Source organism: Segatella bryantii (assembly GCF_022024215.1).
In the GTDB taxonomy this organism is placed as follows: domain Bacteria; phylum Bacteroidota; class Bacteroidia; order Bacteroidales; family Bacteroidaceae; genus Prevotella; species Prevotella bryantii.
In genome coordinates this window covers 1,889,077-1,910,470 of sequence record NZ_CP091798.1, presented here as the reverse complement: position 1 = coordinate 1,910,470, position 21,394 = coordinate 1,889,077, and the positions used below count along the sequence as shown (strand labels likewise).

General features: G+C 37.7%; 18 protein-coding genes and 2 tRNA genes. 12 read left to right on the top strand and 8 right to left on the bottom strand.

What is annotated here, in order from left to right:
• Nucleotides 1-51: 51 nt before the first annotated feature.
• The 5 genes from L6471_RS12050 to asnS all read left to right on the top strand — a co-directional run bounded on the left by L6471_RS12050 (nucleotide 52) and on the right by asnS (nucleotide 5,000).
• A tRNA-Val gene (locus tag L6471_RS12050) sits at nucleotides 52-126 on the top strand.
• 400 nt (nucleotides 127-526) lie between these two features.
• Nucleotides 527-601, top strand: a tRNA-Val gene (locus tag L6471_RS12045).
• Nucleotides 602-774: 173 nt separating this feature from the next.
• Nucleotides 775-2,121: an adenylosuccinate lyase gene (gene purB, locus L6471_RS12040; RefSeq protein ID WP_006283547.1), complete on the top strand. Its 1,347-nt coding sequence runs from the start codon at nucleotides 775-777 to the stop codon at nucleotides 2,119-2,121.
• Between the two features lie 71 nt (nucleotides 2,122-2,192).
• On the top strand, nucleotides 2,193-3,593 hold the full coding sequence (locus tag L6471_RS12035) for a pseudouridine synthase (RefSeq protein ID WP_027453614.1): 1,401 nt from the start codon (nucleotides 2,193-2,195) through the stop codon (nucleotides 3,591-3,593).
• Between the two features lie 15 nt (nucleotides 3,594-3,608).
• Nucleotides 3,609-5,000 (top strand): asparagine--tRNA ligase, encoded by a 1,392-nt coding sequence (gene asnS, locus L6471_RS12030; protein WP_237797410.1) that lies wholly within the window; start codon nucleotides 3,609-3,611, stop codon nucleotides 4,998-5,000.
• Nucleotides 5,001-5,053: 53 nt separating this feature from the next.
• Here the strand turns inward: asnS and L6471_RS12025 are convergent, their stop codons facing one another.
• Nucleotides 5,054-6,097, bottom strand: coding sequence for an esterase-like activity of phytase family protein (locus L6471_RS12025; RefSeq protein WP_083350946.1), 1,044 nt, complete (start codon nucleotides 6,095-6,097; stop codon nucleotides 5,054-5,056).
• A gap of 155 nt (nucleotides 6,098-6,252) precedes the next feature.
• On the opposite strand from L6471_RS12025, the gene trpS reads away from it, so the two are divergent.
• Together trpS and L6471_RS12015 are read left to right on the top strand one after the other, a co-directional pair.
• On the top strand, nucleotides 6,253-7,341 hold the full coding sequence (gene trpS, locus L6471_RS12020) for a tryptophan--tRNA ligase (protein ID WP_006283427.1): 1,089 nt from the start codon (nucleotides 6,253-6,255) through the stop codon (nucleotides 7,339-7,341).
• A 145-nt stretch (nucleotides 7,342-7,486) separates the two neighbouring features.
• Nucleotides 7,487-8,782 carry an MATE family efflux transporter gene (locus L6471_RS12015; protein WP_237797409.1) on the top strand — a complete coding sequence of 432 codons (1,296 nt, stop codon included), beginning with the start codon at nucleotides 7,487-7,489 and terminating at the stop codon, nucleotides 8,780-8,782.
• Here the strand turns inward: L6471_RS12015 and L6471_RS12010 are convergent.
• The 3 genes from L6471_RS12010 to L6471_RS12000 are packed head-to-tail and all read right to left on the bottom strand — an operon-like array spanning nucleotide 8,763 to nucleotide 12,511.
• Nucleotides 8,763-9,635: a CvfB family protein gene (locus L6471_RS12010; RefSeq protein WP_027453610.1), complete on the bottom strand. Its 873-nt coding sequence runs from the start codon at nucleotides 9,633-9,635 to the stop codon at nucleotides 8,763-8,765. The genes L6471_RS12015 and L6471_RS12010 overlap by 20 nt on opposite strands.
• 10 nt (nucleotides 9,636-9,645) lie before the next feature.
• Nucleotides 9,646-10,374 (bottom strand): ABC transporter ATP-binding protein, encoded by a 729-nt coding sequence (locus L6471_RS12005; RefSeq protein ID WP_027453609.1) that lies wholly within the window; start codon nucleotides 10,372-10,374, stop codon nucleotides 9,646-9,648.
• Nucleotides 10,375-10,381: 7 nt separating this feature from the next.
• Nucleotides 10,382-12,511, bottom strand: a complete 2,130-nt coding sequence (locus tag L6471_RS12000) for a cation:proton antiporter (protein ID WP_237797408.1) — start codon at nucleotides 12,509-12,511, stop codon at nucleotides 10,382-10,384.
• 212 nt (nucleotides 12,512-12,723) lie between these two features.
• Between L6471_RS12000 and L6471_RS11995 the strand changes: the two genes are divergently transcribed.
• From L6471_RS11995 to L6471_RS11980, 4 genes are all read left to right on the top strand, one after another.
• Nucleotides 12,724-13,737 (top strand): aspartate-semialdehyde dehydrogenase, encoded by a 1,014-nt coding sequence (locus L6471_RS11995; RefSeq protein ID WP_006283422.1) that lies wholly within the window; start codon nucleotides 12,724-12,726, stop codon nucleotides 13,735-13,737.
• Nucleotides 13,738-13,863: 126 nt separating this feature from the next.
• On the top strand, nucleotides 13,864-14,661 hold the full coding sequence (locus L6471_RS11990; RefSeq protein ID WP_094449111.1) for a polyphosphate polymerase domain-containing protein: 798 nt from the start codon (nucleotides 13,864-13,866) through the stop codon (nucleotides 14,659-14,661).
• Between the two features lie 30 nt (nucleotides 14,662-14,691).
• Nucleotides 14,692-15,366, top strand: a complete 675-nt coding sequence (locus tag L6471_RS11985; protein WP_094449110.1) for a DUF4956 domain-containing protein — start codon at nucleotides 14,692-14,694, stop codon at nucleotides 15,364-15,366.
• Between the two features lie 7 nt (nucleotides 15,367-15,373).
• Nucleotides 15,374-16,111, top strand: a complete 738-nt coding sequence (locus tag L6471_RS11980) for a DUF2490 domain-containing protein (protein WP_237797407.1) — start codon at nucleotides 15,374-15,376, stop codon at nucleotides 16,109-16,111.
• A gap of 104 nt (nucleotides 16,112-16,215) precedes the next feature.
• Here the strand turns inward: L6471_RS11980 and L6471_RS11975 are convergent, their stop codons facing one another.
• Together L6471_RS11975 and ilvA are read right to left on the bottom strand one after the other, a co-directional pair.
• On the bottom strand, nucleotides 16,216-16,590 hold the full coding sequence (locus L6471_RS11975) for a RidA family protein (protein ID WP_074613890.1): 375 nt from the start codon (nucleotides 16,588-16,590) through the stop codon (nucleotides 16,216-16,218).
• A gap of 28 nt (nucleotides 16,591-16,618) precedes the next feature.
• Nucleotides 16,619-17,830, bottom strand: a complete 1,212-nt coding sequence (gene ilvA / locus L6471_RS11970) for a threonine ammonia-lyase (RefSeq protein ID WP_006283416.1) — start codon at nucleotides 17,828-17,830, stop codon at nucleotides 16,619-16,621.
• A gap of 231 nt (nucleotides 17,831-18,061) precedes the next feature.
• Between ilvA and fucO the strand changes: the two genes are divergently transcribed.
• The gene (fucO, locus tag L6471_RS11965) at nucleotides 18,062-19,216 is read left to right on the top strand and encodes a lactaldehyde reductase (protein ID WP_006283415.1); all 1,155 of its coding nucleotides are present in this window, start codon (nucleotides 18,062-18,064) and stop codon (nucleotides 19,214-19,216) included.
• Between the two features lie 69 nt (nucleotides 19,217-19,285).
• Here fucO and L6471_RS11960 read toward each other — a convergent pair whose 3' ends face one another.
• On the bottom strand, nucleotides 19,286-20,029 hold the full coding sequence (locus L6471_RS11960) for a LytR/AlgR family response regulator transcription factor (protein ID WP_237797406.1): 744 nt from the start codon (nucleotides 20,027-20,029) through the stop codon (nucleotides 19,286-19,288).
• 27 nt (nucleotides 20,030-20,056) lie between these two features.
• Entirely contained in the window at nucleotides 20,057-21,331 is a 1,275-nt protein-coding gene (locus tag L6471_RS11955; RefSeq protein ID WP_036858143.1) for a sensor histidine kinase, read from the bottom strand.
• Nucleotides 21,332-21,394: the final 63 nt, after the last annotated feature.

Below are 21,394 nucleotides of genomic sequence, written 5' to 3'. Positions count from 1 at the left end.
TTGGTGGTTTAATTTTTTTGCCTTACCTTTGCACTCGCTTTTAAGAAGTACGGGCGTTTAGCTCAGTTGGTTTAGAGCATCTGCCTTACAAGCAGAGGGTCGGCGGTTCGAATCCGTCAACGCCCACTAGGGGTGTTCCCTGTAGTCTTTCGGGACTGCAGGGATTTTTTTTTGTTTGTATTTTTGAAAAAATAATATTATTGGTGTCTGCTAAAACTTTGTTATCACGATAATACTATTCTGTTGCTGATTATATTTATAAAGGTAAGGTCTATAACACGTTTAGTCTATGGAGTAAAATGCTTCCATTATATGGTTTATCTCGTTATTAGGCACAATGGTTCGTCAACTCAAGTGTGAGAAGTCTAGAGAAGACTTACTTTATCAATTTTTGTCTTTTATTGGATACTAATACATATTTAGATTGTTGACATATTGTTTAATCTTAAAATATGTAAAAAAATACCGAGAAGATTTGGTGGTTTAATATTTTTGTCTTACCTTTGCACTCGCTTTTAAGAAGTACGGGCGTTTAGCTCAGTTGGTTTAGAGCATCTGCCTTACAAGCAGAGGGTCGGCGGTTCGAATCCGTCAACGCCCACAAAAGGTCTTGATATTTTCAGGACCTTTTTTTTGTTTTGAATAGAAGTCAAGATTGAAAACATTAATTTAAAGTCCTATAAAGTTCGCGCTTTTATGATATTTTATCTTATAAAAGTGTGGTTTTCCAATAATAATTATTATTTTTGCCTACGAATTTAATACGAGTAAGTCATGACATTAGATGCATTAACCGCAGTTTCTCCAATAGATGGACGTTATAGGGGTAAAACAGAAACACTAGCAAATTATTTTTCCGAGTATGCACTCATACGTTATCGTGTGCGTGTAGAAATTGAGTATTTTATAACTTTATGTGAATTGCCATTACCTCAATTGGCAAGTTTTGATCATTCTCTTTTTGATAAGCTCCGTGCTATATATAAATCTTTCGATGAGAAAGATGCTCAGCGAGTAAAAGATATAGAGAAGACAACAAATCATGATGTAAAAGCTGTTGAGTATTTTATCAAAGAAGAATTTGATAAAATTGGTAATCTTGATCAGTATAAAGAGTTTATCCATTTCGGTCTTACTTCACAGGATATTAATAATACAAGTGTTCCTCTCTCAATAAAGGAGGCCTTGGAAGATGTATTCTATCCACAAGTACAAGAGTTGATCGATCTTTTGGCTTCTTACGCAGAGGAATGGAAAGACGTACCAATGTTGGCTAAAACACATGGTCAGCCAGCTTCACCAACCCGCTTAGGCAAAGAAATCGAAGTCTTTGTATATCGTCTTACACAACAGTTAAAATCTTTAAAGGCTTGTCCTTTTACAGCCAAGTTTGGTGGTGCAACAGGTAATTTCAATGCGCATCACGTAGCCTATCCTTCATATGACTGGAAAGCCTTTGGTAATAAGTTTGTAAGTGAGAAATTAGGATTGGAGCGTGAGCAGTGGACTACTCAAATTAGCAATTATGATGCTTTAGGAGCAATATTTGATGCCATTCGTAGAATTAATACTATCATTATCGACTTGGATCGTGATTTTTGGATGTATATTTCTATGGAATATTTCAAGCAGAAAATTAAAGCGGGAGAAGTAGGATCAAGTGCGATGCCACATAAGGTGAATCCAATTGATTATGAGAATAGTGAAGGAAACATGGGTATTGCTAATGCTATTCTTCAGTTCTTAGCGCAGAAATTACCAGTAAGTCGTTTACAGCGCGACTTAACAGATTCTACAGTACTTCGTAATGTAGGTGTGCCTATTGGACATAGTGTTATTGCTATTCAAAGTACATTGAAAGGACTTCGTAAATTAATTTTGAACAAAGAAAAATTAGAAGAAGACCTAGATAATACATGGGCAGTCGTAGCAGAAGCTATTCAGACAATACTTCGTAGAGAGGCTTATCCTCATCCTTATGAAGCGTTAAAAGCGCTTACCCGTACCAATGCAACAATGACAGAAGAAACTATTCATAAGTTTATTCAGGAACTTCAGGTAAGTGATGCTGTTAAGGCAGAGTTAATGGCTATTACTCCACATAACTACACAGGAATGTAATTTATAATTATTATATAAAAGTTATTTAATCAATTTTTTAGAACACGCCGTGAGGCCTAAAAAGAAAGAAAATGGATTTAGATTTAGACAAAACACAGGATCAGTCTGCAGAGCAGAACGAGTCTAGCCGTGAGGGTTACAAGCAAGCAGGCTCTTATAGGAGCACAGGTCGTCCTATGCGTCCTCGTATTCATAGTCAGCGTGCCTATAGCACTGATAATAATGGATACAGTAGCAATAATGTAAATAGCGCGAGTGATGGTGGTTTCCGTCCGGAAGGCTTTGGAGCAAATCTTCAGGGCGCAGGAGAAGGTACATCTCAGCGTGGTGGATACCAGAGCCGTGGAGGCTATGGTAATAACCGTGGAGGCTATAGTAATAATCGCGGTGGTGGCTATAATAACAACCGTGGCGGTGGTTACAACAATCGTGGTGGCAATAGCTATCGTCCTCGTTACAATAATGAGGAAGAGGGTGGCTACCAAAGTCGTGTCGGTTACAATAATGACCGTGGAGGATACAATAATCGTGGAGGATATAACAACCGTGGTGGTGGCTATAACAACAACCGTGGCGGAGGCTATAACAACAATCGCGGCGGTGGTTATAACAACAATCGTGGTGGTTTCGGAAATAACCGTGGTGGCTATGGCAATCAAGGCGGATTTCGTCAGCATACTCCAGGATTTGATCCAAATGCAAAGTATAGCTTGAAAAAGCGTATTGAATATAAGGAGGAAAATTTCGATCCAAACGAGCCAATTCGTTTGAACAAGTATCTTGCCAATGCTGGTGTATGTTCTCGTCGTGAGGCTGATGAATTTATCCAGGCTGGTGTGATTACTGTAAATGGTGAAGTTGTAACCGAATTGGGTACAAAAGTTATGCGTACTGATGAGGTTAAATTCCATGATCAGAATGTTTCTTTGGAGAAGAAAGTTTATGTTCTTCTTAACAAACCAAAGGACTATGTTACAACAAGTGATGATCCACAGCAGCGTAAAACAGTTATGGATCTTGTAAAGGATGCATGTCCTGAACGTATTTATCCTGTAGGTCGTCTTGACCGTAATACAACAGGTGTTCTTCTTCTTACAAATGATGGTGATTTGGCAAGTAAATTGACTCATCCAAAATTCTTGAAGAAGAAAGTTTATCATGTATACTTGGACAAGCCAGTAGCAGCTCATGATTTACAGCAGATAGCTGATGGTATTACGCTTGAAGATGGTGAAATCCATGCAGATGCTATTGAATATGCAGATGAGCATGATAAGAAGCAGGTTGGCATCGAGATTCACAGCGGTAAGAATCGTATCGTTCGTCGTATCTTTGAAGCTTTAGGCTATCGTGTAACAAAACTTGATCGTGTTCAGTTTGCTGGATTGACCAAGAAGAATCTTCGTCGTGGCGATTGGCGCTTCCTTTCTGAGAAGGAAGTAGACATGCTTCGTATGGGTGCATTCGAGTAAAAACACAAACGAGATATGAAAAGAACAAAAGTCGTCGATGCTCTGCAAAGCACCGATTTTGGAAATGAAATTTTAGTAAAAGGATGGGTTCGTTCCCATCGTAGTAGTAAAGCCGTTGATTTCATTGCGTTGAATGACGGCTCTACCATAAAGAATATTCAGATCGTTGTAGACCCTTCTACCATCGAAGCTGATAAGCTTAAAAGTATTACTACAGGAGCTTGTATTGGAGTCGTAGGAACCCTCGTTGAAAGTCAGGGTGCCGGTCAGACTTCAGAGGTTCAGTATAAGGAAATTAAGATTTATGGTCTCTGTCCTAATGACTATCCAATGCAGAAAAAGGGTCAGAGCTTTGAGTATATGCGTCAGTATGCACATATGCGTTTACGTACCAACACATTTGGTGCAGTGATGCGTATTCGCCATAACATGGCAATAGCTGTGCATAAGTATTTTCATGAACATGGTTTTTACTATTTCCATACTCCTCTAATCACAGCTTCAGATGCAGAGGGTGCAGGTGAAATGTTCCAGGTAACAACACTTGATCTCGACCGCGTAGCTAAGGAGGGTAAGGTAGAATATAGTAAGGACTTCTTTGGTAAGAAAACTAACCTTACTGTATCTGGTCAGTTGGAAGGTGAACTTGGTGCAACTGCTCTTGGTGCAATCTACACCTTCGGTCCAACATTCCGTGCAGAGAATAGCAATACTCCTCGTCACTTAGCAGAGTTTTGGATGATAGAGCCAGAAGTTGCCTTTATGGATAAGGATGAATTGATGGATCTTGAAGAAGATTTCATCAAGTATTGTGTTCGATGGGCACTTGACAATTGTAAGGATGATCTTGAGTTCTTGAATAAGATGATTGATAAGAATCTTCTTAATACTCTTGAGAATGTCATTAAGGAAGATTTTGTCCGTTTGCCTTACACTGAGGGTATTGAGATCCTCAAGAAAGCAGCAGAAGATGGTCATAAGTTCGAATTCCCAATCACAGGCTGGGGAATGGATCTTGCTTCAGAGCATGAGCGTTTCCTCGTTGAAGAGCATTTCAAGAAGCCTGTTATTATGACAGATTATCCTACAGAGATTAAAGCTTTCTATATGAAAAAGAATCCTGACGGTAAGACCATGCAGGGTACTGATGTTCTCTTCCCACGTATTGGTGAGATTATTGGTGGTTCTGTTCGTGAGGAAAGTTTGGATAAGTTGATGGAGGAGATTGATCGTCGTGGTATGGGTGAGCAACTTTACGAATGGTATCTTGATACTCGTAAATATGGTTCATGTCCTCATGCTGGATTCGGACTTGGTTTCGAACGTCTTATTCTATTTGTGACAGGTATGCAGAATATCCGTGATGTAATACCTTTCCCACGTACACCAAAGAATGCAGAATTCTAATTTGTAAATATAAAAAAATCCGTTGTAATCTTGCAACGGATTTTTTTTATGTTTTAGAAGACTATGGTTCTAAAATAATCTTTCAAAACTCCTTTATATTGATTTTGGCTATCTGCACATAAAATGATAACATGTCTTCCATCTTTTGTTTTTGGGCCTTCGCACATTCCTTCGTAGTTAGCAAGATTGAAGTTGCCTAAACTAAGACTTGTTTTCCAGGAAGTAATAAACTGTTTGCCATGAAATCCTGGTTTTATACGATAAATCTTATTATTAACCCAACTACCAAGTTTGAGTTTAGTTACATAGAATTCCCTTTCTAGCACAAGCAATGTACCATCACCTAAAGAAAGTAATTCAGATACGCCATAAGCATGTTCGTTGACAGGTCGAGAATCTTTTTTTAAAGGTTCATCCATAAGATACTCATATTCGGCAACTTCTTGTAAGCTATCATTTAATTCTTTAAGTCTAAGAGAAGTAAACGGGTCGCCTTTCAATGAAGCCTCATTGATGGTAAAGAGATGTTGTCTAAATGGGTCATAGCATAGACTTTCGATAATACGATTATGCTCACCACGTTTTTGATAATCAGCTATAGGTTTAGTCAAAACAGTTTTGTTATTCAACGTTATTTCCTGAATGGTCGACCCCTCTTCATTACCAATATATAAATGATTGTTATGAGGATTATATGCTATGGCCTCTTCGTCCATATTGATTCCACCTAAATCTTGCCAACCTTTATTCTTAATATCGAGGATATCACCATCTTTGCCAAATTTAATCTTAAAGATGTAATATCCTTCAGAATCCGTTTTATCTGATACTACAGCATATTCATCCCCTTTTATGTGAGTTATACCACTATAATTACCTGCAGGTACATCTTCGAAAGTCTTTTGTTCATGAATAATTACAGTCTGAGAAATATCTGCATCGACAGAATCAGTACCCCATTTCAAAATGTTGAGCGTATTCTTATTTTCGTAAACATTGATTTGTGGAAGAGAAACTGATATAGTCTTTTCTTTGTGCGATTGAGCTATAGCTACTTCAGAACATAATACTAAAATACAAATGCTAAAAAATCTCATAATACCTATTGTTTATTAGATTGCAAAGGTAGTAAAAATACAGAGAAAAAAGATAAGCCTGAGATAATTTTAAAAAAAGTTCTATTTCTTTTGTAATCCGCTTAAATTGTCGTAATTTTGCACATAAGTAAAAAAGATAGATTCAAAATATACAAATGGGAAAAATTATATTGACAGGTGATCGTCCTACAGGCAAATTACACTTAGGACATTATGTAGGGTCACTTCGCCGTCGTGTACAGTTGCAGAATGAGGGTGATTATGATAAGATGTTTGTCTTCATGGCCGATGTGCAGGCTTTAACAGATAATGCTGATAATCCAGAGAAAATTCGTCAGAACATTATCGAAGTAGCTCTTGATTACCTTTCTGCGGGTTTAGATCCTGCTAAATGTACCCTTTACATTCAGAGTCAGATACCAGAGTTGGCTGAATTAACAACATACTTGATGAACTTGATAACAGTATCTCGTGTACAGAGAAATCCAACTGTTAAGACAGAAATCAAGATGCGTAATTTTGAAGCTAATATTCCATTAGGATTCTTTTGTTATCCTGTTAGTCAGGCAGCTGATATTGCCGCGTTCAAAGCAACAACAGTTCCTGCTGGTGAGGATCAAGAGCCAATGTTGGAGGTAACACGTGAACTGGTACGTCGTTTCAATCAAACTTATGCAGATGTATTAGTAGAGCCTAATATTCTCCTTCCAGAGAACGCAACAGCGCGTAGATTGCCTGGTACAGATGGTAAGGAGAAAATGAGTAAGAGTTTGGGTAATTGTATCTATCTTAGTGATGATAAGGATACTGTATGGAGTAAAGTAAAGAGTATGTATACAGATCCTACCCATGTTAATGTTTCCGATCCTGGTCATGTAGAGGGTAATGCAGTGTTTACATACCTTGATGCTTTTTCTACAGACGAAGATTTTGCCGAGTTCTGGCCAGAGTTCCAAAATCTTGATGAGTTAAAAGCAGCTTATACAGCAGGTGGTATTGGTGATATGAAATGTAAGAAATTACTGAATAATGTTATCAATAAGATGCTCGATCCAATTCGTGCTCGTCGCCGTGAATATGAGCAGGATATACCTGAAATCTATAATATTTTGAAGAAGGGTAGCATTGCAGCTCGTGAAGTAGCAGCTCAGACTATGGATGAGGTGAAGAAAGCTATGCAGATTGATTATTTCAATGATGAAGAGCTAATTCGTCAGCAAGCGGAGAAATTTAAAGCAAAATAATTTTTAATGTAATAATATAGAAATGAAATAAAAGCGGATTTTTAATAGTCCGCTTTTATTATTATGGTGTTAAGTGACTTTCCGCTTTCCGCATGATGTTATCATCGTGGAGAGTATAATATTAGGTAAAGTGAACGTTTAATATATGAATGCAAGAATTTCGCAGATATTGCGCTTGGCCATTCCTTCCATTATTTCTAATATAACAGTACCTTTATTAGGGCTTGTTGATGTCGGCATTGTCGGACATATAGGAGATGCCAAATACATTGGAGCTATAGCTGTGGGTACGATGTTGTTTAATGTAATTTATTGGATATTTGGTTTCTTGAGAATGGGAACGGGAGGTATGACTTCTCAAGCCTATGGTCATAGAGACTTTAAAGAAGTAATTCGTCTTTTGATTCGTACTCTTACAATTGGTTTGGTCATAGGGTTCTTGTTTATTATTCTTCAGATTCCTCTCATACAATTTGGTCTATGGGTAATGAAGCCAGATATAGGCATGTTGTCTCTATGCTGGAGATACTGTTTGATATGTATCTGGGGAGCTCCCGCTGTTTTAGCGATGTATGGGTTGACAGGCTGGTATGTCGGTATGCAAAATACTCGCGTACCCATGATGGCTTCTATAGGCCAAAATATATTGAATATTATTTCTAGTCTTATATTTGTCTTTGTTTTTCATATGGACATTTCCGGAGTAGCTATAGGTACGATAATAGCTCAGTGGGGTGGGTTATTGTTTTCCTTACTTCTTTTACACCATTCTTACAAGCGGCTGTATAAGTATTTTAGCTGGTCAGGTCTCTTTGATTATCATGCTTTATATCATTTTTTTATAGTAAACAGAGATATATTTATACGTACACTATTTTTAGTCTCAGTATTTCTGTCTTTTACTTCGATAGGATCTCGTCAGGGAGCGATAATATTGGCTATAAATACATTACTGATGGAGTTTTTTACCATTTTTTCATATTTTACCGACGGTTTAGCTTATGCCGGCGAAGCATTATGTGGAAAGTATTATGGGGCACGAAACAGAGAAGCTTTTCGCGAGGTTGTTCACCATTTATTTTATCTAGGTTTTATCGTAGCAGTATTCTTTACAGTCATCTATAGTTTTGCCGGTGAATCCTTTTTATCGTTTTTAACCACAGACACTCATGTTATTTGTGTTTCAAAGTCATATATAGGTTGGACCTGTCTTATCCCAATAGTAGGTGTTTCCGCTTTTCTTTTAGATGGAATATTTGTGGGTATTACTAACACAAAAGGATTGCTACTATCATCAGTAATAGCAGCAATCCTTTTCTTTATCGTTTATTTACTTTTACGAAGCCAATTGCACAACCATGCCTTATGGCTTGCATTCCTCCTTTATCTAGCAGCTAGAGGAATAGTAGAGTTTATACTCTTTATTCGACAACCAGTTTGATACTCCTTGGATTAACGGTAATGAGTCTTTTCTTGTACAGATCTCCTACGGCCCTTTTATAAACCTTTTTGCTCACATGGAAGCGTTCATAGATGTCATCAGCTTCACTCTTGTCGCCTAAGTCGCATTCTCCGTCGTGTTCCTTGAGATATTGTAGTAATTCTTCTGAGAAATTTTGAGTACCTCTTACGCCAGTTTGTTGTAGAGTAACATCAATTTTTCCATCAGGTCTAACTTGGTCGATATAACCTACAAGTTTATCACCAGTATGAACATATTGGAATATCTGATCTTGATAGATAAGTCCCTGGTAGCGATTGTCGATAATCACTTTAAAACCGAGGTCTGTTTTTTGCCAAACAATAAGATCAACTTTTTGTCCATGTTTATAGTGGGCAGGTTTGGTATCGAAATATTTCTCTATTTTGGCAGAGGCAACAATACGATAACTTTCTTCATCGATATGAATATGTACGATATAGCTTTCACCGATTTCCATTTTCTTTTTCATTTCTCTAAAAGGACAGAAAACATCTTTCATTAGTCCCCAGTTGAGAAAGGCTCCAAATTTGTTAATCCAGCTAACTTCAAGGAAGGCGAATTCATCAATTTTAGCGATAGGCTCTTCTGTTGTTGCAATCAGACGTTCATCCTGATCTAGATAGATAAAAGCTGTGACATCATCTCCAATCTTTACATTAGCAGGAACATATTTCTGCGGCATGAGGATTTCTCCTTCTTCACCACCGTCAAGAAAGATTCCAAAAGTTTCTATTGTACCATCTTTTTCTGTACGTTGAGCAAGTTTTACCATCTTCAACGTATTATAGTCACCTAATTTTATTTTCTCCATAATGTTTATTTTAAATGGTTTCATCTGTTATTTTGCCAGAAAAGATATTTTCAGATCCGTCTCTGGTTACAGTGGTGGCAGTATCTGTTGCTATAATCTGTCCATCTTTCAAGTGGATCGTACGGTCAGTTAACTTAGCTAAGCCTTCGTCGTGTGTAACGATTACAAAAGTCTGACCGAACTTATCTCTCAGATCAAAAAAAAGTTGATGGAGTTCCTCTTTATTTTTGGTATCCAAACTTCCTGATGGTTCGTCAGCCAAGATAACAGCTGGCTGGTTAACGAGAGCTCGTGCTACAGCAATACGTTGTTTTTCTCCACCAGAAAGTTCTGCAGGTTTATGGCTAGAACGATCTGCCAATCCCATAAAGTCGAGTAATTCTTCAGCTCTTTTTTTAGCATCCTTTTTGCTGGCACCTGCGATATAAGCGGGAATCATAATATTTTCCAAGGCAGTAAATTCAGGCAGGAGCTGATGAAATTGGAATACAAAACCGAGATGTTTGTTACGGAAATCACTCAATTTATTGGTTGAAAGAGTTCCTACATTGATATCATCAATGACAATCTCCCCACTATCGGGTTTATCTAGCGTACCAATAATCTGCAGCAAAGTAGTTTTACCTGCTCCAGAAGGGCCAACAATACTGACAACCTCACCTTTATTAATGTGAAGGTCAATACCTTTTAGTACTTGTAGGGAACCAAACTTTTTGGTAACTCCTTTTATATCTATCATATTAATTTTAATGTTTTAAAATGTTCTTTTTATAAAGCCACTTACGCAGTATTTCGTAAGCACTGTTTTCTTCTTGGTGTTGTGGTGTAGCAAAAGTCATTTCCTCTGCTCCTACTTCGTACTGATCTGGGAATATAATCATCAAGTTAGTACCGGAGAAGAATTTTGTAATTTCTTCAGGAAGTCTATCTTGTGCTTTCTTGTAAGAGATAGTACCTTTTCTAGCTGTAATAACAACAAATAGATGATCTTCATGAATTGTTCCAGCTAGTTTAGGCAATTCGTTCCAATGTTCCATTTGTGTATAGTCAGCTCGGATATTTGTGTGCTTATTTTGCACATACTCATTGATAAGCGACAGTGTGTCGGGTCTTCCATGAAATTGTATTCTGCAATCCAAGCTACTAGACACTCTAACCAGTCTTTCTATCCATCGGTAGAAACCATGCTCATATTGTGCTCTCGATGGTACGGCCACCTGAATTCGTCTTATCGTATTCAGAGGCTGTAGAATTCTTGCCATGATAATTTGTCGGTTTAAGCCATTGAAGAGACTCTGGTGAAATTCTCCCCAAAATCTAGGAGAAGTATTCATATGACTGTGCATGCCAATAATAATTTCACTGGCCTGATATTCATTGAAAGCATGTTTTATACCATTAGCGATATTAGCAGCTATACGTACTTGTGTTTGCATTTTAACATCTGCAGCAGCTGCAAGCCGTGTAATTTGTTCCAGCAAATGCTGTCCTTGTTCTTGGTTGCGTCTCATGTTGGCATCGTCATAGACCACAGTCATACCGATTAAGCCGCGGTTCAGTTTGGTATTTCTCATGAGCATACCTAGATGAATCAGATTGTTAGCATATTCTGGATATTTAACGGGTATAAGTATCTTTTCATCATCTGCATTCTTATTCTCATCTGGCAGTTCTTTATCGCGAAGAACGATTTGTTGTGCAGCTCGGTCTGTTATGATAGAAGATATGATACAGGTTATCAGAATCATGATGACAACACCATTCAGCATATTTTCGTTTACGAGGTATATTCCTGGTGCGAGCTGTAGTTTCATACCAACCATAACCATAGCAATAGCACCAGCAGCGTGTGCAGACGTAAGACCAAACATCATATGTCCAGAACTTAGTGGAAGTTTGCAGATGAAAGCTGCAATATATGAAGCTAGAGCTTTACCGAGTGTTCCAAAGAATGTGATGCAGAAGATCACCCAAAGAATATTTCCACCTTGGAAAAGCAACCGTGCATTGATAAGCATGCCCACACCGATGAGGAAATAAGGAATAAACAATGCATTACCAATAAATTCTATACGGTTCATCAGGGGTGATACGTGTGGAATATATCGGTTGAGGATTAAACCAGCCAAAAAGGCACCAAAAATGCCTTCCACTCCGACAACTTCAGATAAAGCTGCGCACATAAACAATATAGCCATAACAAAGGCAAACTGCATGACAGCATCGCTATATCTTCTCAGAAACCATCGTGTCAATCTTGGTACAATATACACCATAGACACACAATATAAAACAAACTTCAATGTGAACAGAGTCCAAAAGGCAGGACCAGAATCATTACTGAAAGAAGCAACGATAGCCGCTAAAATAATCAAGGAGAGCATCAGAGAAATCATACTCGATGCTACACTCAGTGTTACGCTTGGTTTGCGTTGAAGCCCATATCTTAGAACGATGGGATAACTCACCAGAGTATTAGAGGACATGATGCATCCCAGCAAAACAGCTCCAGCAGTAGTATATCCAAGTAAATCAGCACCTACTATATACGATAATCCGAATGGAATACAGAAAGTAAGAGCAGCAAAAGCTAATGCCCTTTTCTTATTTCTTCTGAGCGATTCTATATCCATTTCTAGAGAAGCAAGAAACATGATATAGTAGAGACCAACTTTACCGAAAAGCTCAAAAGATTGGTCTCTAACCAAAATATCAAATCCATATTCACCAAGGAGAACACCAGCCAATACCATTCCGATAAGGTGAGGTATTCTCAACTTACCCATAATAATAGGAGAGAAGAGAATGATACTCATCACTGCAAAGAAAATCAGTGTAGGATTCGTAATCGGAAAGAGATGGGTAAAATCCAACATATTATAGTCTTGTTTTGTTTGCAAAGATACGAAAAAGATAAGATACGCAACTTGGGTATTGTCTTTTTTTTGAATTATAATACAAATTGTAAACTATAATTAGAAAAAAGTGTGAATTTATTGTTTTTATTGCTATAAATATTGTACTTTTGCACACGAAAAAATATGTTTTAGCAAACAAATTATTAGTTAACAACTTAATAAAGACGATTATGAAAGTAGCAATTGTTGGAGCAAGTGGTGCTGTAGGACAGGAATTCCTGCGTATTCTAGCTGAAAGAAATTTCCCATTGGATGATTTGGTGTTGTTTGGTTCAGAGCGTAGTGCTGGCCGAAAATACACATTCAAAGGTAAAGAATATGAGGTTAAACTTTTGCAGCATAACGATGACTTCAAAGATGTCGACATTGCGTTCACATCTGCTGGTGGTGGCACTTCAGAAGAATTTGCTGAGACCATTACCAAGTATGGTGCTGTCATGATCGACAATTCAAGTCAGTTCCGTATGGATAAGGATGTACCTTTGGTTGTGCCAGAGATTAATCCAGAGGATGCACTTGTTCGTCCACGTGGTATTATTGCTAATCCTAACTGTACTACCATCATGATGGTAGTTGTGCTCAATCCTATCGAGAAACTGAGTCATATAAAGAAAATCCACGTATCTTCTTATCAGAGTGCTTCTGGTGCTGGTGCCGTTGCTATGGCAGAATTGCAGCAGCAGTACAAGGAAATTATTGAGACAGGTGAGGCTAAGACCATCAAGAAGTTCCCTCATCAGTTGGCATACAATGTTATCCCTCAGATTGATAAGATGACTGAAACCGACTATACCAAGGAAGAGATGAAGATGTTTAACGAGACTCGAAAGATTATGCACAGTGATGTTCGTACTTCTGCCACTTGTGTTCGTGTATCTTCACTTCGTTCTCACTCAGAGAGTGTTTGGTTCGAAACGGAAAAGCCTGTGTCTGTAGCTGATATTCGTAAGGCTCTCGAAGCTGCTCCTGGTGTAACTCTTGTTGACGATCCTCAGAACTATGTTTACCCTATGCCTCTTGAAAGTGCTGGTAAGGATGATGTATATGTAGGTCGTGTACGTAAGGATTTGGCAGATGACAATGGCAACACACTTTGGTTGACTGGTGACCAGATTCGTAAGGGTGCAGCTTTGAATGCTGTTCAGATTGCAGAGTACCTTATCAAAGTGGGTAATGTAAAATAAAGATAAACTTTTTTTTCTCTAAAGTCAGTGATATGTTGATAATTTTCAGCGTTTCACTGACTTTTTTTTGTATGTAGTCCCCATATATATATTTTTGCAATATCGTAAAAGGACTGTTTTAACTCTATGAAAAGTATATTGCAAAATTTCCAACCAATTAGCCTTGATGAGATGAGTGGTGTAAAGCTGCTCAATAGGACGGATACAAAATTTGTTACATCGTTGAATCAGCTTCGTAAACTGCTATCGATGGCAGAACATGATTATCGTGTTCAGGAAATAAATGGTCAGCGTATTGCCCACTATTATTCCACGTATTTTGATACTCCTACTAATGATATGTATATGCGCCATCAGAACGGTCATCAGAATCGTCAGAAATTGCGTATACGTAGTTATGTGGATTCTCATTTAAATTTTCTAGAAGTAAAGACCAAAAACAATCATGGCAGAACGAAAAAAAAGCGTATCCCTATTGTTCAGTTCGATCCTTTACATCCTAATTATCAACTTCGTTTTGGTACAAAGAATAATCCTAATGCTGTTGCTGAAAATGACTTTTTAGAACATACGCTTTTATATGATTTGGATAGTTTAACCGAAAAATTGGAAAATCGGTTTGAACGTGTTACCCTTGTCAATCGGAATATGACAGAGCGCTTAACCATAGATACTAATTTATATCTTCATAATTTGGAAACAGATGAGGAGAAGTCATTAGATCAGTTAGTTATCATCGAATTAAAACGTGATGGCCTGATACCGTCTCCTATTATACCTTTGCTTCGCGAATTACGTATTATGCCGATAGGATTTAGTAAATATACCATGGGACAGGCATTGACCAATTCTAACTTGAAGCATAATCGACTGAAGCCCCGTATTCATCAAATAGAAAAACTCATTGGTGCGCAGTTACTTTAAATCTTTAATATTAATCTAAAACTATATAATATGAATTTCTTTGAAAATACATTTTCAGGACAATTTCCTGCCATGCTGATACGCTTTATTATATTATTATTTGTAACTTGTTTTATAGTTGATCGTCTCTATTATAAGAAGAGTCAGCGGCGAGATTATTATTTCTCATTTGTGCTGATGAGTGTTGCTATATTCTTTTTGGTTTTTTTCATGATCTTCGTACTTGAAGATTTGAAAGCCAAAACAAGTATTGGTATAGGAATAGGGCTCTTTGGTATTTTTAGTATTATGCGATATCGAACAGATGCAATGCCAGTACGCGAAATGACGTATATGTTTGTTATTATCGCACTATCAGTAGTGAATGCTATTGCTAATTCTGTTTCGATAGTAGAACTGCTTGTTACCAATGTCATCGTTATCTTATGCATTTGGGTTTGTGAGAAGCGACTAAAGCAGGTGCCTACCAAACTGATACAGTATGATCGTATCGAATTGATTCAGCCAGAACATCGTCAGGAGTTAAAGGATGATCTTCAGAAACGATTGGGTTTGGATATTGTCCGTATCGATGTTGGTAGTGTAGATTTTCTCCGAGATATGGTAATGCTTAAGGTATATTATCAGGGTGACAGAAGTGATGAAACGCTCAATAATACATTGAAGCTAAAAAATAATGATTTAACCAATTTCAGTAATAACTGATTTACATATGAAAAAGAAATTGTGTCTATTGATGGTCTTATTGCCGGTCGTTAGTTTTGCTCAAAAGCAGAGCAGTGATTTTGGTATCTGGACGTCTATTGGTGCTGAGAAAAAACTCAATAAGAAGTGGAGTGTAGGTGTAGAGACAGAGATGAGAACTCGTGACAATACCAGTACCATTGACCGCTGGAGTTTCGGTGTAAATGGAGAATATAAAGCTACCAAGCGACTGAAATTTGGAGCAGGATACGAATTGCTCTATGATCATAACGAAAAATACACTTATAAGACTAATGGTGATCTCAATAAATATGCCAATTATTGGGGACTCCGTCATCGTCTTCACTTTGATGTTACAGGTAATCTCAATTTTGGCAAGTGGAATTTAGCTCTTCGTGAGCGTTGGCAGTACACTTATCGTCCAGAGAAGACGATAGCACAACGCTACGATTTTGATGATGAGAATTACGATGGTAAGGCCAAAACTTATAGTGGAAAAGGTAAAAATCAGTTACGAAGCCGTTTACAACTCAAATATAAGACGAATATCAATCTTTATCCTTATGTTAGTGCAGAGATGTATAATGCATGGAATATAGAGAAAATGAGATATACGTTAGGTGTAGATTGGGATATAACCAAGCATCATGAAGTTGGAACGTACTATCGTTTTCAGCGCACCTATGGTTCCGATGAAGAATCAGATAATAATGTATTTGGTGTAAGCTATTATTACAAATTTTAGTATGTGGGCAAACTCCGTTTGTCCTACTAATATAACTTAGAAAAAGGAATCACTCTACCAAAGAGCGATTCCATTTCTTTTTTATGTAAGGTTTTTGACCTTTTTTATTTGGCGGCCAAAACCTCAACTTCTACGAGTGCACCTTTTGGTAATTCTTTTACAGCTACAGCACTTCTTGCAGGATAAGGCTCTGTAAAAAACTTGGCATAAACCTCATTCATAGCAGCAAAATCGCTCATATCAGCCAAATAAACAGTCGTCTTGATAACATGACTTAGGTCTGTGCCTGCTTCTTTCAGAATATTTTGTGCATTAGTGATAGCCTGCGTGGTCTGTTCCGTAATACCTCCCTCTACGAAGCTTCCCGTAGCAGGATTGATTGGAATTTGACCAGAAGCAAAAACAAATCCGTTAACTTCAATAGCCTGGCTATATGGGCCGATAGCAGCAGGAGCATTGTTGGTGTGAATAGCTTTCATAATTTTTGATTTTTAATTCTATATTTTTTTATCCATTTAGATTGGTATCTAGAATTGTGAATTTCTTATCGATTAAGGCCTGTCGAATAGCAGCTATGTGTTCTTCGTTTTTAGTTTCCATAGAAATTCTCAGAATACAAGCATTGACATTCTTTCGATTGGAAGAGCGATCGTGATGTACGCCGATAACATTAGCTCCTAGATTTGCTATAACCCGACATACTTCCAAAAGTTCTCCTGGTTTATCATCCAATTCCAAGTCTAACGTGTAGAGTCGTCCTGTTTTAGCCAAACCACGATCAATGACTCGATTCAGAATAGTTACATCGATATTTCCACCACTGACTATGCAGACCGTCTTCTTGCCCTTTACAGGCAGTTTATTAAACATCACTGCTGCAACACTTGTAGCACCAGCACCTTCAGCTACCATTTTCTCGCTTTCGATAAGTTGTAGAATAGCTGCACAGATTTCATCTTCTGTAACGGTTACAATATCATCTACATATTGTGAACATGTTTCAAAAGTCAGTTTACCAGGCTCTTTTACAGCTATGCCGTCAGCGATAGTTGATACAGAAGGCAGACTTTCTATCTTATGGTCACGAATACTGTTCACCATGCTTGGAGCACCGGCAGCCTGTACGCCATACACTTTGATATTAGGATTCAGATTCTTGATGGCAAAAGCCACGCCACTGATGAGACCACCGCCTCCAACTGGCACTACCACCGCCTCGACATCTGGAAGCTGGTCCAACAGTTCCAGTCCAATGGTGCCTTGTCCAGCGATGACATTTTCATCGTCAAATGGATGTACAAAGGTATATCCTTTTTCATCTTTCAATTGTAATGCACGTGCATAAGCGTCATCATACACGCCAGGAACGAGGCATACTTCAGCTCCCAGCTTTTTGGTAGCTTCAACTTTACTAATAGGAGCACCTTCTGGCAAGCAAATTAAACTCTTAACTCCCATAGCTGTGGCACCAAGAGCTACTCCTTGCGCATGATTACCAGCAGAGCAAGCGATAACCCCTTTTGCTTTTTCCTCTTCAGAGAGTTGTGAAATCTTATAATAAGCCCCTCTCAATTTGAAAGAACCTGTTTTTTGCAAGCATTCAGGTTTGAGGTAGACATCCACGTTAGGATTAATTTTCCTAGCGTGTACCAATTCCGTTTTTCTTAATACCTTACTGAGCACATATCGTGCTTTGTAGAAATTATCTAATTGTAACATGTATATATGATATTTTCAGGTGCAAAATCTAGTTTTGCAAATGTAGTGATTTTATCCTATATCCATCCTTAAATAGGAAGAGATTTTGATTTTTAACTTTAAATTTTGATATGGTTGTTGTATTTGTCCTAAAGTTGTTCTATATTTGTTGTCACGAATCTAATAACATGTCTTTTTAAGGCATTATAAACTTGACAATATTTTTTCTAACTTAAAAACTCATTAATAATTATGGTGAACAGATTTATTCTGAACGAAGTTTCTTATTTTGGTCCTGGTGCGCGCAAGGAGATTCCTGGTGTTGTAGCTCGTTTGGGTTATAAAAAGGCCTTGGTAGTTACCGATAAGGGACTTATGAAATTTGGTGTAGCAAAGATGGTTCTTGACGTCCTCGATGATGCTAAGATACCTTATGAAATATATGATGAAGTAAAGCCTAATCCAACAGTTACCAATGTCAAAAATGGTGTTGAGGCTTTAAAGAATGCACAGGCTGATTTTATTGTAGCTATTGGTGGTGGTTCTTCTATGGATACAGCCAAGGGTATTGGTATCGTATGCACAAACCCAGAGTTTTCTGATATTGTATCTCTCGAAGGTGTAGCAGATACTAAGAAGAAGAGTGTGCCTATCATCGCACTTCCTACAACAGCGGGAACTGCTGCAGAGACCACAATAAACTATGTTATCATCGATGAAGAGAAGCAGAAGAAGATGGTCTGTGTAGACCCTAATGATATTCCAGCAGTTGCTATTGTCGATGCGGAGTTGATGTACTCTTTACCTGCCAGTCTTACTGCAGCTACTGGTATGGATGCTATGACACATGCTATCGAAGGTCTTATTACTAAGGCCGCTTGGGAAATGAGTGATATGTTTGAGCTTAAGGCTATTAATATGATTCATCGTTATCTGCCTGTAGCTGTTGAAGATCCAAAGAATGCCGAAGCACGTGATGGTATGGCCGTTGCTCAGTATATAGCAGGTATGGCTTTCTCTAATGTCGGTTTGGGTGTAGATCATGGTATGGCTCATCCTATGAGTGCTTTGCATGATGTACCTCATGGAGTAGCATGTGCTATTTTGTTACCTACAGTTATGCGTTTCAATGCTCCAGCAGCACTCGACAAGTATGTTGATATCGCTAAAGCGCTTGATGTATACAAAGAAGGCATGACTAAAGAGGAAGCAGCAGAAGCAGCTTGCAATGAAATTCGCGATATGAGTATTCGCGTCGGTATTCCTCAGCATCTGTCTGAGTTGGGTATTACTGAAAATGATATTGATGCATTAGCAGATCAGGCTATTGCAGATGTCTGCACACCAGGTAATCCACGTGAAGTAACTCGTGATGATATTGTTGCTCTCTATCATAAGATTTTGTAATATAGATAGTATATATAATTTAAGGAAAAATGAAAGGGAACTGCTCGTGAGAGTTGTTCCCTTTTTCAATCATTTACCTAAGAATTTCGTATTGAGATATTTGTTAAAGCTTTCTCTATATAAGTCGCCTATAGGAATGTAAAGATCTTCTCCCATGATAACGCGGCTCTTATTTACTTCTTGTATTTTTTTGAGATTGATGATATATGAGCGATGTATGCGCATAAAGAATTTTGGCAGATGCTCTTCCAGGCGCTTCATGCTTAACAGTACGATAATAGGTTTAGATTGTGAGTCGAGATGTATTTTCAGATATTCGCTCATGCCTTCAATATATCGGATATTATCTATCTCGATACGAATAACTTTATGTTCGGTTTTTAGGAAGAGTGCATTGTCATCGTCTGTCTGTGATACTTCACTTTCCTCCTGGGTCAATGTTTCTGCTTGATGTTCCAAATCGTATTGCTTTTTAATCTTATTGGCAGCCCGTTTAAGGTCGTCCAGTCCGAACGGTTTAAGCAGATAGTCAGTTGCGTTTACTTTATAGCTTTCTATAGCATATTCGCTATAAGCAGTAGTGAAAACAATGATAGGAGGAGCTGATAGGCTCTTGACAAAATCCATACCGTTAAGATCGGGCATGTTGATATCGCAGAATATAGCATCAACGTTTTCTTCGTCGATAATTACTTTAGCCTCATGGGCACTTTGGCATTCTCCGATTAATTCAAAGAATGGAATTTTTTGGATATATGTAGCCAGTTGCTTCAGTGCCAGAGGCTCGTCATCTATTGCTAAAACCTTAATCATATTGCTTAAGAATTAGATAATTACTTGTTAAACTTTATCCTTAATGAAAGGATCTTTACTTAGCGGAATCTCCAAATATACTTCGTAAGATTCTTCCTTATCATGAATCGTCATGATATAGTCTTGTCCATATATTAAGTCAAGTCGCTTTCTTACATTTACCAGTCCTACGCCACCATGCTCTTCTGTGCTCTCTTTATGCTTGCTGTTTTTGCAGTTAAAGATAAATCGGTCAGTATTGGTGTATAATTGTACATCGATAAACGAATCCTTTTGATAACTTACTCCATGCTTAAAAGCATTCTCTACAAATGTTATCAGCATTAATGGAGGAACACCATAATCAGGTATGTTCTTCTCAATATTCAGCGTTATTTTCACTTTGTTTGTATAGCGTAGTTTCATGAGCGTAATATAGTTCTCAAGAAACTGTATTTCCCGTTGCAGCGGAATGATAGGTTTATTTCCTTCATAAAGGATATAACGCATCATCTTAGAGAGTTCCACAATGGTAGTCTTGGCCTCTTCTGGGTCTATATCAACCAGTGCATGAATATTATTGAGAGTATTCATGAAGAAGTGGGGATTAATTTGATATTTCAGATATTCCAACTGTTGCTGCAGATTCTGCTTTTCGAGCAATTGAAGTTCTGCTTCATCCTTGTTTGATTTAAAGAACAACATTACACCTAAATTCATGCCCAAAAGCAGAAATAGAATGAGGACCGCGAAGAAATCATGCTGGGCAAGAAAAAAAGGCGGGTTTATCTTTCGTCTTGGTCTATGAAAGTCTTTTCTGTCATGCTTTCTATGATTTTCATCTCTTGGTTCGAAATCCTTATCATGGTCTAGAAAACCATCTCTTCCAAATTTTTCAAAACGTCTTTCATCTTCTAGTAACCTATCAGGAATCTCTTTACCTTCTCTTTTTATGTATTGTATCATTTCTTTATGTTCTCTGAGATGGTGGCGAGCAAAGTTATCCATACCAGGCTTAGCTATATATTGGAAAGCTAAAAATGCTCCAATAAGGCAGAATGTGGAACAAAGATAAATCCAGATTTTATGTTTATATACCAGTAAAGGGGCGAGAATGAAATTATGTATCAAGAAAGCAACCAAATATACCGTATATATTTTCCATACTCCTAAAATATCATCCCAGTCAAAGCTGATATAAGGATTATTTTGTGTCCTGCTATACATATTAAGAATAGGGGCACTGTAAAGTATAAGCCACAATACCAAGTATATGATATGTTCCTTACCATTAAAATTTTTGATGCGTATAATTTTATTCATAGGCTTTCGATTAAAGTTATAACGTATTTTTTTTCAAATAATTGTGGAGGAGGATGGCTATTA

Coding starts and splice junctions, on each gene's coding strand:
- purB (WP_006283547.1), top strand. CDS start 775: ATGACATTAGATGCATTAACCGCAGTTTCTCCAATAGATGGACGTTAT.
- L6471_RS12035 (WP_027453614.1), top strand. CDS start 2,193: ATGGATTTAGATTTAGACAAAACACAGGATCAGTCTGCAGAGCAGAAC.
- asnS (WP_237797410.1), top strand. CDS start 3,609: ATGAAAAGAACAAAAGTCGTCGATGCTCTGCAAAGCACCGATTTTGGA.
- L6471_RS12025 (WP_083350946.1), bottom strand. CDS start 6,097: ATGAGATTTTTTAGCATTTGTATTTTAGTATTATGTTCTGAAGTAGCT.
- trpS (WP_006283427.1), top strand. CDS start 6,253: ATGGGAAAAATTATATTGACAGGTGATCGTCCTACAGGCAAATTACAC.
- L6471_RS12015 (WP_237797409.1), top strand. CDS start 7,487: ATGAATGCAAGAATTTCGCAGATATTGCGCTTGGCCATTCCTTCCATT.
- L6471_RS12010 (WP_027453610.1), bottom strand. CDS start 9,635: ATGGAGAAAATAAAATTAGGTGACTATAATACGTTGAAGATGGTAAAA.
- L6471_RS12005 (WP_027453609.1), bottom strand. CDS start 10,374: ATGATAGATATAAAAGGAGTTACCAAAAAGTTTGGTTCCCTACAAGTA.
- L6471_RS12000 (WP_237797408.1), bottom strand. CDS start 12,511: ATGTTGGATTTTACCCATCTCTTTCCGATTACGAATCCTACACTGATT.
- L6471_RS11995 (WP_006283422.1), top strand. CDS start 12,724: ATGAAAGTAGCAATTGTTGGAGCAAGTGGTGCTGTAGGACAGGAATTC.
- L6471_RS11990 (WP_094449111.1), top strand. CDS start 13,864: ATGAAAAGTATATTGCAAAATTTCCAACCAATTAGCCTTGATGAGATG.
- L6471_RS11985 (WP_094449110.1), top strand. CDS start 14,692: ATGAATTTCTTTGAAAATACATTTTCAGGACAATTTCCTGCCATGCTG.
- L6471_RS11980 (WP_237797407.1), top strand. CDS start 15,374: ATGAAAAAGAAATTGTGTCTATTGATGGTCTTATTGCCGGTCGTTAGT.
- L6471_RS11975 (WP_074613890.1), bottom strand. CDS start 16,590: ATGAAAGCTATTCACACCAACAATGCTCCTGCTGCTATCGGCCCATAT.
- ilvA (WP_006283416.1), bottom strand. CDS start 17,830: ATGTTACAATTAGATAATTTCTACAAAGCACGATATGTGCTCAGTAAG.
- fucO (WP_006283415.1), top strand. CDS start 18,062: ATGGTGAACAGATTTATTCTGAACGAAGTTTCTTATTTTGGTCCTGGT.
- L6471_RS11960 (WP_237797406.1), bottom strand. CDS start 20,029: ATGATTAAGGTTTTAGCAATAGATGACGAGCCTCTGGCACTGAAGCAA.
- L6471_RS11955 (WP_036858143.1), bottom strand. CDS start 21,331: ATGAATAAAATTATACGCATCAAAAATTTTAATGGTAAGGAACATATC.